General features: G+C 39.3%; 18 protein-coding genes. 4 read left to right on the forward strand and 14 right to left on the reverse strand.

Annotation, left to right across the window (positions count from 1 at the left end; all coding sequences use genetic code 11):
* Window positions 1-52: 52 nt before the first annotated feature.
* The 9 genes from arnF to btuC all read right to left on the reverse strand — a co-directional run bounded on the left by arnF (window position 53) and on the right by btuC (window position 9,382).
* A complete protein-coding gene (gene arnF, locus PSE72_RS03305; protein WP_115167378.1) occupies window positions 53-460 on the reverse strand; it encodes a 4-amino-4-deoxy-L-arabinose-phosphoundecaprenol flippase subunit ArnF in 408 nt (135 codons plus the stop codon).
* On the reverse strand, window positions 457-804 hold the full coding sequence (gene arnE, locus PSE72_RS03310) for a 4-amino-4-deoxy-L-arabinose-phosphoundecaprenol flippase subunit ArnE (protein ID WP_004910381.1): 348 nt from the start codon (window positions 802-804) through the stop codon (window positions 457-459). The genes arnF and arnE overlap by 4 nt, the downstream gene beginning before the upstream one ends.
* Window positions 801-2,459: a lipid IV(A) 4-amino-4-deoxy-L-arabinosyltransferase gene (arnT, locus tag PSE72_RS03315; protein ID WP_115167379.1), complete on the reverse strand. Its 1,659-nt coding sequence runs from the start codon at window positions 2,457-2,459 to the stop codon at window positions 801-803. Before arnT ends, arnE begins: the two co-directional genes overlap by 4 nt.
* Window positions 2,460-2,466: 7 nt before the next feature.
* Window positions 2,467-3,360, reverse strand: a complete 894-nt coding sequence (gene arnD, locus PSE72_RS03320) for a 4-deoxy-4-formamido-L-arabinose-phosphoundecaprenol deformylase (protein ID WP_115167380.1) — start codon at window positions 3,358-3,360, stop codon at window positions 2,467-2,469.
* The gene (arnA, locus tag PSE72_RS03325; protein WP_115167381.1) at window positions 3,360-5,345 is read right to left on the reverse strand and encodes a bifunctional UDP-4-amino-4-deoxy-L-arabinose formyltransferase/UDP-glucuronic acid oxidase ArnA; all 1,986 of its coding nucleotides are present in this window, start codon (window positions 5,343-5,345) and stop codon (window positions 3,360-3,362) included. Before arnA ends, arnD begins: the two co-directional genes overlap by 1 nt.
* Window positions 5,345-6,337: an undecaprenyl-phosphate 4-deoxy-4-formamido-L-arabinose transferase gene (gene arnC / locus PSE72_RS03330; protein ID WP_004910377.1), complete on the reverse strand. Its 993-nt coding sequence runs from the start codon at window positions 6,335-6,337 to the stop codon at window positions 5,345-5,347. The genes arnA and arnC overlap by 1 nt, the downstream gene beginning before the upstream one ends.
* Entirely contained in the window at window positions 6,337-7,482 is a 1,146-nt protein-coding gene (gene arnB / locus PSE72_RS03335) for a UDP-4-amino-4-deoxy-L-arabinose aminotransferase (RefSeq protein WP_217007736.1), read from the reverse strand. The genes arnC and arnB overlap by 1 nt, the downstream gene beginning before the upstream one ends.
* Before the next feature lie 119 nt (window positions 7,483-7,601).
* Window positions 7,602-8,375, reverse strand: a complete 774-nt coding sequence (locus PSE72_RS03340) for a vitamin B12 ABC transporter ATP-binding protein BtuD (protein ID WP_115168290.1) — start codon at window positions 8,373-8,375, stop codon at window positions 7,602-7,604.
* Window positions 8,376-8,380: 5 nt separating this feature from the next.
* Window positions 8,381-9,382 carry a vitamin B12 ABC transporter permease BtuC gene (gene btuC, locus PSE72_RS03345; RefSeq protein WP_217007737.1) on the reverse strand — a complete coding sequence of 334 codons (1,002 nt, stop codon included), beginning with the start codon at window positions 9,380-9,382 and terminating at the stop codon, window positions 8,381-8,383.
* Between the two features lie 122 nt (window positions 9,383-9,504).
* Here btuC and PSE72_RS03350 point away from each other — a divergent pair, with 122 nt between their 5' ends.
* Window positions 9,505-10,470, forward strand: a complete 966-nt coding sequence (locus tag PSE72_RS03350; protein ID WP_115167382.1) for a hypothetical protein — start codon at window positions 9,505-9,507, stop codon at window positions 10,468-10,470.
* 103 nt (window positions 10,471-10,573) lie between these two features.
* Here the strand turns inward: PSE72_RS03350 and PSE72_RS03355 are convergent, their stop codons facing one another.
* The 5 genes from PSE72_RS03355 to PSE72_RS03375 all read right to left on the reverse strand — a co-directional run bounded on the left by PSE72_RS03355 (window position 10,574) and on the right by PSE72_RS03375 (window position 12,758).
* Window positions 10,574-11,587 carry a phage integrase gene (locus PSE72_RS03355; RefSeq protein WP_102139207.1) on the reverse strand — a complete coding sequence of 338 codons (1,014 nt, stop codon included), beginning with the start codon at window positions 11,585-11,587 and terminating at the stop codon, window positions 10,574-10,576.
* Between the two features lie 93 nt (window positions 11,588-11,680).
* The gene (locus PSE72_RS03360; protein ID WP_187710828.1) at window positions 11,681-11,893 is read right to left on the reverse strand and encodes a hypothetical protein; all 213 of its coding nucleotides are present in this window, start codon (window positions 11,891-11,893) and stop codon (window positions 11,681-11,683) included.
* Entirely contained in the window at window positions 11,890-12,177 is a 288-nt protein-coding gene (locus PSE72_RS03365; RefSeq protein WP_272517351.1) for a helix-turn-helix domain-containing protein, read from the reverse strand. The genes PSE72_RS03360 and PSE72_RS03365 overlap by 4 nt, the downstream gene beginning before the upstream one ends.
* A complete protein-coding gene (locus tag PSE72_RS03370) occupies window positions 12,161-12,466 on the reverse strand; it encodes a helix-turn-helix domain-containing protein (RefSeq protein ID WP_272517350.1) in 306 nt (101 codons plus the stop codon). The genes PSE72_RS03365 and PSE72_RS03370 overlap by 17 nt, the downstream gene beginning before the upstream one ends.
* Before the next feature lie 28 nt (window positions 12,467-12,494).
* Window positions 12,495-12,758 (reverse strand): helix-turn-helix domain-containing protein, encoded by a 264-nt coding sequence (locus PSE72_RS03375; protein ID WP_272517349.1) that lies wholly within the window; start codon window positions 12,756-12,758, stop codon window positions 12,495-12,497.
* Between the two features lie 127 nt (window positions 12,759-12,885).
* Between PSE72_RS03375 and PSE72_RS03380 the strand changes: the two genes are divergently transcribed.
* From PSE72_RS03380 to PSE72_RS03390, 3 genes are all read left to right on the forward strand, one after another.
* Window positions 12,886-13,236 carry a hypothetical protein gene (locus PSE72_RS03380; protein WP_036962129.1) on the forward strand — a complete coding sequence of 117 codons (351 nt, stop codon included), beginning with the start codon at window positions 12,886-12,888 and terminating at the stop codon, window positions 13,234-13,236.
* An 89-nt stretch (window positions 13,237-13,325) separates the two neighbouring features.
* Window positions 13,326-13,463: a hypothetical protein gene (locus tag PSE72_RS19865; RefSeq protein WP_324255897.1), complete on the forward strand. Its 138-nt coding sequence runs from the start codon at window positions 13,326-13,328 to the stop codon at window positions 13,461-13,463.
* A gap of 138 nt (window positions 13,464-13,601) precedes the next feature.
* Window positions 13,602-14,033, forward strand: coding sequence for a DUF5347 family protein (locus tag PSE72_RS03390; protein ID WP_117161983.1), 432 nt, complete (start codon window positions 13,602-13,604; stop codon window positions 14,031-14,033).
* The last annotated feature ends 20 nt before the right edge of the window (window positions 14,034-14,053 follow it).

Below are 14,053 nucleotides of genomic sequence, written 5' to 3' on the forward strand. Positions count from 1 at the left end.
TAACTTGCTTATATCATAGTGCGTTAAGACTATAATATAAGCAACTAAGAAATTATTCTATTCTCTCACTTGATGATTTATTAGGCCGGCTAATTAGCCATACCCCTAATAAAATAAAGCCGATACCAATGGCCTTTAACCCTGTAGCAGGTTCATTAAACCAAGGTAAGAAAACTGCTAATAAATAAACGAAAACATAGCTTAAGCTAATAAGCGGATAAGCTTTATTCAATGCTATGTATTTTAATGCTAATAGCCAACATAACATCGATAACGCATAACAAACTAACCCTAAAAAAATAATTCCTAAACTAGTAATATTAGCGAGTAACCAATCAAATTGCAGCCAATGCCAGCCAAGTGCGAATGAGGGTAATTCAACTACCCCTGCTTTTAAGCTCAGTTGAGCGACTGTAACTAATAACGCACTGCCAATCACCCATAAATAACCCTTGTTCATACGCTGATACTCATTAGCAAAATACCAAACATAATGGCAGCAACCCCTAACCAGTGGTTGAGCCCAGTTTGTTCTTTATAAACAAACTGGCCAATTAGCGTAATTAACACAAAATTAATACTTAGCATTGGATACGCGATACTTAGCGGCATGGTTTCCAATAATTTCAACCAAAACAACATGCCAAGCCCTAGCATGAAAACCGCCAGCACCAACCACCGAAGGGCTGATGCTGTTTTATTGGTTTTATTACTCTGCCAATTGACGACGGCTTGCTTTTGAGCCACTTGTCCAATACAGGTCAAAACGCTAACCAGCAATAACAGTAATAGTTGTGCAATCATAGTTGATGATAAACCACAATCGCCATACGTGAATTTTTAATAACTTCATCTGGCTTAGGAATATCTGGCAGACCTTCTTTACGGCCTAATAAAAAGACAACAGTTACCTGCCCTTCTTTACGTGCTTTTGTCAGCCATTGTGCAAACTGGTCCGGTTTTATTAAGCGATGTTGGCTATCTGGATATTCCAACCCATAACTTAACTCTCCACTACTATTGTATAAATAGATATTGGAATTTTGAGTTTCCCAAGCAAGACCGGCTGCGACCCCAACATTACTTGCCATCAGATATTTACTATTCATCAGTAAATCATGATTTTGATGAATAAAGTTTTGAGGCAATTTAGAATCGATGGTGTTGTTCGGCAGAGCACTGCCAATACACAAACTCACGGCCAAAGAGCACGATGCGGCCCATAACCAATATTTCGCATTTAATACCGTACATAGGTAACCGATAATCGCCCAAATAGAAAAGGCAACGACACCTAACACCATTTTTGACCATTCATCAGGTTCGTATAACGGCTTTTTGATCACTGTGCTCACGACAATTACCGCTATAACCGCAGCGATCCCTAATACAACATTAATAATCCCATTGGCTTTCAATGCTTTCATTTTACCACTACGAACGCAGTCAACCCCATACTTTGCCATAAGCAATGCCAATGGCGCCATAAACGGCAACATATACGTTGGTAACTTACCGCGGGAAATACTGAAAAAGATGACGGGAACAACAAACCAGCACAGTAAGAAAAACATATCGGGGCTAGATTTACGTTCTTTCCAACCTTTCATGATAGCACCGGGTAACAGCCCTGCCCATGGAATAGCGCCAAGAATAATAATCGGAATATAATACCAAAACGGTGCGATATGCTGAGCATCATCTGCCGTGAACCGCTTAATGTGCTCAATCCAAAAGAAATAATGCCAATAATCAGGCTCTTGTTTTGCAACCGCCAAAGCCCATGGCAAGCTGATAATAACCGCAGAAATTATTGCAAGCGGCCCATATTTGAGTAGATCAAGAAACCGCTTTTGATAGATTGTGACAGGCAGCATGACAATCACTGGAATAGCAAGGGCTAAAAAGCCTTTGGTCATAAATGCCATGCCACAAGCTAGCCCAAGACAAAGCCACGCCGCTAATTTGGACTTTACTTCCCTCGATTTCATTGCCCACAAGCAACAAAACATACTTGCCGCTATCCATAAAGACAACATTGGGTCGAGTACACTGTAGGTCCCGATGGAAAACACTAAGAACATCGAGATATAAATGAGGCTTGCAACATAGGCAACGTGGTTATTACGCCACATCATCTTTGCCATACGATAGACAAGTAATGCACTGAGAAGAATACAAAAAACCGAACCAAAGCGAACAGCAAAATTAGTTTCACCAAAGATCATTTGGCTAATATTGTTTATCCAGTAACCTGCCACTGGTTTTTCAAAATAGCGTACATCCAGCATGTAAGGAACAATCCAATCGCCACGCTGTAACATTTCACGGCTAATTTCTGCGTATCGCGTTTCATCTGGTTGCCAAAGTAAACGACTATTCAACGGCAACAAATAGGTTAGGATAAAAAAAAGAGCCAGCAGAGAGGCTCCTACTTTGCTCGCTCGGTTATTCAACATAGGTTGCTTATTCCTCTTCTTGGCAGCCTAGCCAGCCTTCACGTCCGGGGAATGGTGCCCTCACCACACGCCCTTTGGGCAATGAATTCAAATTGTCTGGCAGTAATTCACTCAATGTACAGAATTGGATTTCTTCTTGTGTAATTCGTTCCAATAATTGTGAAAATTGTTCCGATTTGGACATTCCTTCCACTTCTGTATGGATAGTATAAACTGGAACGCCTTGATCTTCTTTAATTGCTTGAAGAATAAAATCATTAAATGCATCATCACTCACGACTGTCCCTACGACTTCATCGTAAGTCGGCAGTGTGACAGGGATTTGAACCGTCCCGAGTGAACCATCGGCTAAAATTGGCCTAAATGGGTATTTACCACGACAATCACTGTTGTAGTCAAAGTTAAACGCTTGTTTAACTTCCAACACACGCTCATCACCTCGCCAACCAGCAACGGCAGAACAAGTCACTCGGTGTCCAATGGCTTGCTCCAGCGCATCCACCCCTAACTTAACTTGCTCAGTCAGTTGTGGTTTGCTCCATTTGGCAACTTTAGCCTGCCAACCTTGATGATCCCATGCATGTAAGCCAACTTCATGACCAGCATCCAAAGTTTGTTTCATCAAATAACCTAAATCTTTAGCAATTTTTTTACCCGGCCATGCTGTGCCCGCTAATAAGATATCTAACCCATAAAGGGATGCTGCGTTCGACCTAAGCATTTTCCACAGAAATTTAGGACGCAAAAGGCGCCATAAATGGCGCCCCATGTTATCGGGTCCTACACTGAAGAAAAAGCTGGCCTGAATATTATGCTCTTTGAGCACTTTGAGTAGCTGTGGAACCCCTTTCAAGGTACCTTGGTAGGTGTCCACATCAATTCTCAAGCCAACTTTTTTCATTAGTCTTTATTACCTAACTCTTCAACTGCACCTTGTAAGAAGAAATCTAATGTTTCTTCGATGGTATCTTTCATATCGATAGTTGGAACCCAATCCAGTAAACGACGTGCATTTTCAACACTTGGTTTACGGTGTTCAACATCTTGATACCCTTGGCCATAATAGCTGCTGCTTTCGATTTCACGGAAGCCTGCAAATGGAGGAAATTTCCCACGTTGAGGGTGTTTTTCGAAGCTTTCCAACAACATTTCTGCTAATTCACGAATACTCGCTTCGTTAGTTGGGTTACCGATATTGATGATCTGACCATCACATTTGCCATCTTTGTTTTCGATAATACGGAATAACGCTTCGATACCGTCTTTAATATCTGTAAAGCAACGTTTTTGTGCACCACCGTCAACCAGTTTAATTGGCGAACCTTCAACTAAGTTTAGAATTAACTGAGTAATCGCACGCGAACTACCAATACGTGCAGAATTCAAGCTATCTAAGCGAGGCCCCATCCAGTTAAATGGACGGAATAAGGTGAATTTCAGACCTTCTTTCGCACCGTATGCCCAAATCACTCGGTCAAGTAATTGTTTAGAAACTGAGTAAATCCAACGTTGTTTATTGATTGGGCCGACGATTAAGCGTGACTCGTCTTCATCAAACTCTTTATCATCACACATACCATAAACTTCAGACGTCGATGGGAAGATAATACGTTTGTTATATTTCACGCAGTAACGTACAACTTTCAAGTTTTCTTCAAAGTCTAATTCGAAAACGCGTAATGGATTACGGGTATATTCGATTGGCGTTGCAATCGCAACCAGAGGCAGAATAACGTCACATTTTTTGATGTGGTATTCAATCCATTCTGTATGGATGCTAACGTCACCTTCAATGAAGTGGAAGCGTGGGTTACCAATAAAACGCTCAATCGCAGAAGAACCGATATCCATACCATAAATATCGTAGTTACCGTCTTTTAATAGGCGCTCCGTTAAATGGTTACCAATAAACCCATTCACACCTAAAATAAGAACACGTGTGCGGCGTTTAACTTGTGCTGTTGGTTTTGCTCCAACACGGACATCAGTTACGATACCCATTTCGTTAGCAAGGCGGCTACCTTGCATATATAAACCAGTCTCGCTTTGGCCGCTAATCACTTCGATAGCGCCTTGGCCGCAAGCAATACGCAGTGGATCACTCGACAGTACCGTACCAGCTGCTTTACCTTGGTTATCATCTAAAACGCGTGCGCGCCAGATAACCATTTTACGTGCGCCTAAATAAGTGAACGCACCTGGGTAAGGTTCAGTTACTGCACGAATTAAGCAGTTAACTTCTTTTGCGCTATTATTCCAATTAATCAAACCATCTTCAGCGGTACGACGACCAAAGTATGTTGCTTGGCTTTCATCTTGTGCAACTGATTTGTAGCTACCAGCTTCAATTAATGGCAGTGTTTTATTCAATAAAACTTCCGCTGCTTCACGTACTTTCGCATGTAAAGTCAGGCTAGTGTCTGTATCGGTAATCGCCACTTTTTCTTGAGCAATGATATCGCCAGCGTCAGCTTTAGCTACCATTTTATGTAAGGTCACACCAGTTTCGCTTTCACCTTTTAATAATGCCCAATTAATAGGTGCACGACCGCGATATTTAGGTAGCAATGAGCCGTGTAAATTAAACGCACCTTTAGGCGCGATAGCTAACAGCTCTTCACTTAACATATCACGATAGTAGAAAGAGAAAATCACATCAGGTTTCATTTCGCGAATACGTTCAATCCATAATGGATGATTAACGTTTTCAGGCGCAAAAACAGGAAGCTCCATGTCAGCACTTAAACGCGCAACTGAGGAGTAAAAGTGGTTTTCATTTGGGTCATCAGTGTGTGTAAACACTGCTTGGATATCAAAACCTGCTTTTTCAAGCGCTTTTAGCCCTACGCAGCCAATATCATGATAGGCAAAAACAATAGCTTTCATTAGTCTTCTTCCTGATTTTTGTCGGATTTCGCATCTGCTCCAACGACTTTTTGAATAAAATAACGAGGTCTTGCGCGCACATCATTGTAGATCCTACCGATGTATTCGCCCAGTAGCCCCATGGCAACAAATTGTGCACCAATAAACATAAAGAGTACTGCAAACAGAGTAAATACGCCATCTGCTGCCCACTCTGCGCCAAAAATTAAACGCAATGCAATTAACAATACCGCTAATAAAAAACCGCCAGCAGCGATAATACTTCCTACAACACTCAATAAACGTAGTGGCGCTGTAGTCAGGCATGTTAATAAGTCATACATTAAATTAATCAGCTTCATAAAGCTGTATTTAGAATCACCAAACTCACGTTCTGCATGCGCTACATCAATTTCAATGGTTCTACGTGCAAATGTATTTGCCAAAATAGGAATAAATGTACTTCTTTCATGACATTGCAACATAGCTTGAATGATATGACGGCGGTATGCACGTAACATACAGCCGTAATCTCCCATTGAACGCCCTGTCGCTTTGGTGATCATCGCATTGATCATTTTAGAGGCTGTTTTGCGAAACCAAGAGTCTTGGCGATTCGCACGGCGCGTACCAACTACATCATAACCTTGCATAGCGGTTTGCACTAAACGTGGGATTTCCTCTGGTGGATTTTGTAAATCCGCATCCAAAGTAATCACTAAGTCGCCATCAGCTTGGTTAAAACCCGCCATAATAGCAGAATGCTGCCCATAGTTACGGTTTAAAATAATTGCAATAACGTGGTTATCTGGATTTTCTGCGGCTTCTGTAAGCATTTGTGCTGAACGATCACTACTACCATCATCAACTAGAATTAATTCATAGGATTGAGTTAATTGTTTACATGACTTGATAGTACGTTCTAACAATTGCGGTAAACTCTGCTCTTCATTATAGACAGGGATAACCACTGAGACTTTTTTTATCTCATCAAATTCATCTGCGTGTGACACTATTTTGACTCCAAAAGAACTGCTTCTACAGCTTTAACGACCCGTTCAACATCTGCATCAATCATATCGGGAAATAAAGGTAACGAACACAATGTGGCGCTATTCCATGTTGATTCAGGTAAAACTAACTCAGGGTATTTTTCGCGATAATATTTTTGTGTATGCGCGGCACGAAAGTGCAACCCTGTTCCAATATCATGCTCTTTCAATTTTTCCATGAATGTATCGCGATCAATACCGCATGCTGCTTTATCGACACGTACCATAAATAAATGATTTGCATGTAAATGAGAGTAACTAGGGACACTCAACATTTGTAAAGGAGAATTTTTCAGTAACTCACGATAACGAGCTGTAAGTTCCGCACGACGCTGATTTAATTGCTCAACTCGTGATAACTGCACCACTGCAATCGCGGCGTGAATGTCTGATAAATTATATTTAAAACCGGGCTCAACAACCTCGGCTTGCGGCTTACGGCCTTGCATTTGTCTATCAAACGCATCAACCCCTAGACCGTGAAACTTAAGTGTACGTACACGCTGAGCAAGTTCATCGTCATCTGTTGCGACTAATCCGCCTTCCGCACAGGTGACATTTTTAATGGCATGAAAAGAAAAAATAGACGTTCCCTTTTCGCCAATCCACTCATCTTTATAACGAGTACCCACGGCATGTGCCGCATCTTCGATTAATGCTACACCGGCTTTTTGAGCAACCAAACGCAATGCGTCAAGATCACAAGGAGCCCCCGCATAGTGTACTGGGATAATGGCCTTTGTTTTTTCTGTTAACGCTTTTTCTACGGCATCAGGTTGGATCATTAATGTGTCACGATCAACATCAATCATGACTGGTGTTGCCCCGAGCAACTCAATCATATTGATTGTTGATACCCATGTTTGAGAAGGCGTGATGACTTCATCACCAGGACCAATACCCAATGCCATTAATACAACATGCATGCCTGCAGTAGCTGATGACAATGCAATTGCATGTTTACAGCCATAGCGCTTACAAAAATCGTCTTCTAGCTGATGATTCTGTGGGCCTGTTGTTATCCAGCCTGAACGCAGAACGTTTTCTACTGCCTTGACCTCTTCATCACCAATTGCTGGTTTTGAAAATGGTAAGAAATTGCTCATATTGTTAATAGCCTAGTTTTCATTGTGAATAGAATATTCTAGTTAATTATACTTTAACCGAACCTCAACACCTGCAAACATTGCGGGATTATCATGTAAAAATGTGTGATAAAAACAACTTATTGCTTATCCGCTAAATTTATAACCTGCCACACTTGATGAGATGTACTGTGACTTAACTTAATTTCAGACATAAATATGTCAGATAAATTATTTTCTGTCATTATGCACTCTGGTTTCCCTATTGCGACTAACTGTCCTTGTTTCATCATCCAAATACAAGATGCATTTTTATATGAATGACTAAGGTCATGACCACTCATTATAACGGTTCCTAAGCAATCACAAAAATATTTAATCCATTTATCAAGCATCGCTTGCTGAATAATATCTAAATTATTGGTCGGCTCATCCAATAATATGAATTTTCCCTTGCATTGCTGTTTATCCCAGATCTGCAAAAATGCGGCTGTAATTCGAACCCTCTGCCATTCTCCACCCGAGAGTTGGCTAATAGGTTTACTTAATAATGATGTCAGTTGAAAATCTGAACATAAGCGATCAAAAATATCATTGGAAAACAAGGTGTCAGGTGAAAAAAGACCAAAGTATTGAAAAACTTTGAGTATAGGAACGTAACTAACTAATTGTGAAAGATAAGCACGCTGTTGGCTTAATTGTGCAATACGATATTGCCGTATACTTCGGCCATCAATTAAAATATCGCCACCTACAGGTAAATAACCGCTTATCGCAGCTAATAATGTACTTTTCCCCGCCCCATTCGCACCCAATAGATGAATTTGCTCTCCAGCCCGCACTTGAGCTGAAACATTAATCAATCGAGTATCGACGGTAATATTTTTAATATCAATAATTAATTTGTTATCCATCACTTCTACCGCCATTGTTGGTGACGAATTAACAAGAAAATAAATATCGGTGCCCCTAAGGTGGCCGTAATAACACCAATAGGAACTTCGGCATTGGCGATTAATAACCGAGACAGTATATCTGCAATTAATAACCCTAATGCCCCTGCTACAGCAGAACCAACTAATAATACTCGGTTATCTGTTAAACCACTTAATCGCAATATATGAGGAATAACCAAACCAATAAAACTAATCGCACCCGCAATAGCGACGCTGAGGCCAATTAATACACCACTAATAATAATTAATATCACACGCCATTTATGGACTGAGATTCCTAATTGATAAGCTTGTACTGTACCTAATGAAAGATAATTCAGTATATTACCTTGGAAGAGCACCCAAATTAAAAACGGTAAACAGCCAATAACAAGGCCAATTTGACGCCAGTCAACCCCACTAAAACTCCCCATCATCCAATACAGTAACTGCCGCAAATCAAGGTTACTGCTCATATACACCATCCATGTCATGCAAGCCCCACTAATCACACCAAGTGCAACCCCAACAAGCAATAAACTCGAATTATTCAAGTTCTTACGACGAGCAAAGTAAAGCAATATGGAGGTAAATAATAAAGCCCCTATAATCGCGCTAACACTTAATAGCCAATAATGCGTCACGCCTGACGATAATAATACAGTCAGAACCACCGCAACACCCGCACCATTACTTACTCCCAACAAGCCAGGTTCTGCTAAAGGGTTTTCAAATAAAGCTTGCATTATAGCCCCTGTGACTGCAAGAGCTGCGCCAATAACAATGACTGATAATGTGCGGGGAAAGCGAATTTGCCAGACAAAAAGCTGCGCACTTTCACTATTCCATTGGCTTGGCCATAATTGAATTTCCCCAACACTTAACCCAATAACAGATACGATAGCCAAAAAAATCATTAACACAATGATTAGTCTAATATCAGAACGGTGCTGCTTTTTTTGCAGGCTTATTAAGTGATCATTCATTAGGTTAATAATATTTAAAACTGCGTTATGGGTTTCTCGATTATATCTATTTATGAAAGTAATACGACAATTATCACTTTAAGATCCTTGCACCTTAATCAACGATAAACTAAAGGAACTTTATGAGCTCAACATTGATTGCAACAAACAGTCAACCCAAACTACAAACTAACCTTTTTGCTCAACAACCTAAACCTCATTCGTTTTTGCAACGAATAAAATCTGTATGTAATAAAATATTATCTCATACACTATTTATTCATCATCAAAGGTTCAAAGTTAGTGAAAACCCATTATATCGTCCACAAGACACAAATATTATAAGCAGTAAAACCACTCAATCGATTAATAATATTAGCAAATTAACAAGTAATATGGTGTATCCGCCCAAGAGCCCGTCAGAAATAGAGCTTGATAAAACAACCGTAACTTCGCAATTTAATAAAAATATACGCTTAATTAATGCCCAACAAAACATTTCAGATGACGAACGAAAAATGCATCATCAGCTCAATGAGTTAGATAAGGCAATCAGGCTACATCCTGAGTTCTCGTCAACAAAAGGGCTTTTTAGGCTTTGCGGTAAAAAAGAAGATATGCATTTCATTTTTCTACATTTATCTTCTAATAAGCCGCTTACTCAGAAATTTATTGCAGATAATAAGATAAGTCTACCAACCATAACTTTGGCTTATAAAGAGTTACTAGGACAAATTATGGAAAAAAAACAATATGCTACCTATTTTTCAAACACTTCGCCTGACGTAGCATTACGTGATGCTTATCAAAATCAGCAAGATATTATCGCGTTTATGAAGAAAAATAGGATCACAGATGAAAGAGAAACGAAAATATTAGCCAAGGTAAAAAATAGATTTGACGAAGTAACACCGTCACCACCATTATTCAATATGCTTACCTCTCTTTTGGCTGATATTGCTAAAAACCCAGCAATAAATATGAATGCAAGAAGCCTTGCAATATGCCTAGCTCCAAGATTGCAAACAGAACAATCTATCCCTTTTTCAAAATCACTTAACGATAGAATGGTCACCTTCCTTGAGGCATTAATTCACACTAAGCTATAACTTTGAAGCACCTAAAAACAAAAGACCGCCTAGGCGGTCATTGCCAGCCCCAGAACATCGGGGCTAGCAATATTTTTCAATAAGTTACGAATGTTGTGATAAGTTAATTCGCATCATTGCACCCCATATCGGTGGATGGAATGTGGATGCCTCCCCTTAAAGGGTTGCATGAAATGGCCTCATTTAAATAGTCAGGGGCAAAGTGTGCGTATGTCATTGTTTGCTGAATACTCGCATGACCCATGATTTTTTGAAGAGTGAGAATATTGCCACCGTTCATCATAAAGTGAGCTGCAAAAGAATGCCGTAAAACATGCACTGCCTGACCATGCGGCAAATCTGGTTTAACTTCTTTCAGTATTGATCTGTACGTGACGTAATCAACATCGAAAAGTAATCCAGAATCTTTTACTTTTACAGTTCTCATTACATCATCAGAAATGGGAACAGTTCTATGTCTACCATTTTTCGTTTTCATAAATGTAACTCGTCCATGTAATAAGTTTTCAGCCTTTAAACTAATGGCTTCTCCCCATCTTGCCCCCGTACTTAGACATAAAATAGTTATGCGTAAATAATCATCAGTCATGACATTAAGTAATTTTTCAATATCACTTTTTGTCAAATAGGCCATTTCTGGTTTTTCTTCTTTCAACTTACCAAGAGACTTAATCGGGTTACTTTTAGAGCACTCGCCAATTTCGGCCAATGAAGTAAAAATGCTCATTAGCAAATTAAACTCTCTATTGATAGTTGATGCCTTCACGCCACTTTGTAATCTATCAGAGCAGTACCTAGCTAATAACTTAGGTGTAATCTGGTATACAGCAGGATTACCCATATCCTTAGTTATTCTTGTTAAAATAGCCTTGTATTTTTTTGAATACTTTAGGTTGCGACCAATAAAATTCCACCAAATATCACATATATCATTTAATGATCTGTAGTCTCTTGCTTCGCTGTTCCACTCTTCACTATTAGCCGTCAGCATGACGCTTCTTTCATAAGCAATCGCATCGGCTTTCTTTTTAAATATCCGCTGAACTCTCTTTCCTGATCTGCCCTGCGGTCTGATATCCACTTTGTAACGTCCACCTTCAAGCGCCTTAATAGTCATTGTTGCGCCCTCCGGTTAAACGAGGTAATTCTAGATTTTCATTACAAATATAATATTGGTATATTTCCAACCAATTTTTGTACGTATAAACAACTAAATTATTAGAGTATGCCCACTGTGCGCGATAGCCGGTGAAATTTGACCAGCTTCAGGAAGTATCTTTCCGGTCGTAATCCATAAGCTATACTTTTCTAATTTTCGGTGTTTCAAAATACGTTCGACAGAAAGCCAGTTGATATTTTGCGGAACGGCCATTTTAATCTTTTCTACATGTAGCATTTCGTTAAGCTTCTCATTTAAGGTCATGCTTGTTTTTCCTCGTCTGTTTCATAATTTTTAGGGTCATAAAGTGCAGGTGCTATTTGTCCTGATTCGGACGCAACTTTTCCGGTAAAGAACCAGAGTGTGTATTTTTCATATATTGGGTGAGTAATAATATTTGTTAGAACGTCACCATTCGGCACTGTCCTACCAGATTCATATCGCCATAAAGCATCACGGCTTATACCAAGCATTTTAGCCGTTTCCGGTAAGCTAGTTAGCCTTTCACTTTCTCTTATGAGCTTTAGTTTTTCACCAATCGATATCATGGGCTGCTTTCCCTTCAATTTGTTCGTAGTTACTAGGGTTATATAAAGCAGGTGCTATTTGTCCTGACTCTGAGGCTGTCTTACCCGTAATAAACCAAAGAACATACTTTTCAAATTTAGGATGATTTAATATTTTTGTTACGGTCTCGATATCTGGAATAGTTTTGCCGGTTTCATACCTCCACAATGCATTAGTAGGAATGCCGATCATTTCAGCAACTACCGGCCTACTTAATAGCCTCTCACTTTCACGTAAAAGTAAAAGTTTTTCTCCTACTGTTAATTTCATTTCATATCCTTACTATCTCTGAATATAGCTAAGCTAAATTTCCCTCATTTTTAATTTTATTCTGTATATATTGTTCTAATAAAACAGGCTGAATTTGTCCATATTCAGGCGCTGTTTTCCCTGTGGTAAACCACAAAGCATATTTCTCATAAATGGGATGCGATAGAATTTTCATAATCACATCGCCTTTAGGGATCGCTTCATCTGATTCATAACGCCATAAAGCATTCCTTGGTATATCAAGTAATTCAGCAGCCTTAGCACGACTACCAATCATTTCACTTTCTCGCATGAGAACTAGCTTCTCACCTATTGTCAAACACATGTTGCTTTCTCCAAACAAATGATGTAATTTAAGTTCAAATGACCAATCAAGGGGTAATTCGGTGCAGAAATACCCCAATAGGAGAGATTATCACATGAACGAGAAATTGTTAGAACTGTTGTTCAAAATCCCAGACCCGATCACCGCTGATGAATTTTGTCGCCGAACTGGCAAGTCAGAAAGCAGTGTTAGAAAGTTAATGGATCGCCGTCGTTTACCTATCCGTACAGAGCGCCAAATTCACGGAGAGGGTTTCAGTGATATGCGTTTAATGATTATGTATAACGAGTATTTAGAAATGTGTTGGGAAGTCGCTCGTAAGCTTCCTGCAGCAGAGCGAATGGGCTGGAAAGATAGCTGGTTTAAGCGAGCTAAAAAGCTTATGGAAGATTTAGATGTCGTTCCAGACAATTTAAAATCTGTAGAGAACGCTTTAAAGGGCTAGGTGAAAACATGAGAGCCTGCATAGAGCAAATATCAACCCATAGCTTTAAATATCGTAACTTTCTAATAGTTAAGCTACCGGCTAAAACGATGAATCCCGTAACCCGCTATCATGTCCAACGAAATGATGATTCTTACGGGTTATTTGATTCCATGGCTCAAGCGACTAAATATATTGATCGTTTATATGGTGAAAAAAATGACCCAATTACATTTGCAACAGCATAAACATAAATTAACCGGTTCATCCGTTAATAAATTTAAAAGCAATAAAAAACGTCAATTATCTTTGATGGACAAAATATTATTAGTCGGTGGTATTTTATTTTTCTTGTACTTGTTCTCAGTTGCTATTAGATAAAAACAATGAGTAATTCAGCGGCTGTATTAGTGAAAACTAAACAGTTAATCCAGTTACTAGGTAACGTAAAGCAAGATGCAAGGCCGGCCGATATCATCGCGCACCAAGCAAATATCAAGCTTTATCAGAACCAAGGGGTAACCTTTGAAAGCCGAGTCAATGGACTAAATCAAGCCGCAAAGTTAAGAACATCAGTATTCCATTCTGATAAGGAAAATCCAGATAATAGAGAGCTAGCCGGATTTATTGAGTATTTGAGGTTAAGTGATGTACGGATGCTAAATATGATTTTTTATTTAGCAGAAATAAAAAACAATCAACATCATTTAGGTTTCGATGAATTTAATAAAGAGGAACAACAATCCATTATTTCAGCAATAAATCAAATTAAAGCACTCGCGGCGCTATTACCTAAACATATCGCCATGCCTATTTAAGGTAAATAAACAAATTAATG

Origin of the sequence: Providencia sp. PROV116 (genome assembly GCF_028482485.1) — a bacterium.
Classification (GTDB): Bacteria; Pseudomonadota; Gammaproteobacteria; order Enterobacterales; family Enterobacteriaceae; genus Providencia; species Providencia rettgeri.

Excerpts from the sequence above, each read along its gene's own strand:
- PSE72_RS03350 (WP_115167382.1), top strand. The coding sequence starts at position 9,505 with ATGAGCTCAACATTGATTGCAACAAACAGTCAACCCAAACTACAAACT.
- arnA (WP_115167381.1), bottom strand. The coding sequence starts at position 5,345 with ATGAAAGCTATTGTTTTTGCCTATCATGATATTGGCTGCGTAGGGCTA.
- PSE72_RS03355 (WP_102139207.1), bottom strand. The coding sequence starts at position 11,587 with ATGACTATTAAGGCGCTTGAAGGTGGACGTTACAAAGTGGATATCAGA.
- PSE72_RS03365 (WP_272517351.1), bottom strand. The coding sequence starts at position 12,177 with ATGATATCGATTGGTGAAAAACTAAAGCTCATAAGAGAAAGTGAAAGG.
- arnB (WP_217007736.1), bottom strand. The coding sequence starts at position 7,482 with ATGAGCAATTTCTTACCATTTTCAAAACCAGCAATTGGTGATGAAGAG.
- PSE72_RS03370 (WP_272517350.1), bottom strand. The coding sequence starts at position 12,466 with ATGAAATTAACAGTAGGAGAAAAACTTTTACTTTTACGTGAAAGTGAG.
- PSE72_RS03360 (WP_187710828.1), bottom strand. The coding sequence starts at position 11,893 with ATGACCTTAAATGAGAAGCTTAACGAAATGCTACATGTAGAAAAGATT.
- PSE72_RS03380 (WP_036962129.1), top strand. The coding sequence starts at position 12,886 with ATGAACGAGAAATTGTTAGAACTGTTGTTCAAAATCCCAGACCCGATC.
- arnF (WP_115167378.1), bottom strand. The coding sequence starts at position 460 with ATGAACAAGGGTTATTTATGGGTGATTGGCAGTGCGTTATTAGTTACA.
- PSE72_RS19865 (WP_324255897.1), top strand. The coding sequence starts at position 13,326 with ATGAATCCCGTAACCCGCTATCATGTCCAACGAAATGATGATTCTTAC.
- arnE (WP_004910381.1), bottom strand. The coding sequence starts at position 804 with ATGATTGCACAACTATTACTGTTATTGCTGGTTAGCGTTTTGACCTGT.
- PSE72_RS03390 (WP_117161983.1), top strand. The coding sequence starts at position 13,602 with ATGAGTAATTCAGCGGCTGTATTAGTGAAAACTAAACAGTTAATCCAG.
- PSE72_RS03340 (WP_115168290.1), bottom strand. The coding sequence starts at position 8,375 with ATGGATAACAAATTAATTATTGATATTAAAAATATTACCGTCGATACT.
- arnT (WP_115167379.1), bottom strand. The coding sequence starts at position 2,459 with ATGTTGAATAACCGAGCGAGCAAAGTAGGAGCCTCTCTGCTGGCTCTT.
- arnD (WP_115167380.1), bottom strand. The coding sequence starts at position 3,360 with ATGAAAAAAGTTGGCTTGAGAATTGATGTGGACACCTACCAAGGTACC.
- PSE72_RS03375 (WP_272517349.1), bottom strand. The coding sequence starts at position 12,758 with ATGCGAGAAAGTGAAATGATTGGTAGTCGTGCTAAGGCTGCTGAATTA.
- btuC (WP_217007737.1), bottom strand. The coding sequence starts at position 9,382 with ATGAATGATCACTTAATAAGCCTGCAAAAAAAGCAGCACCGTTCTGAT.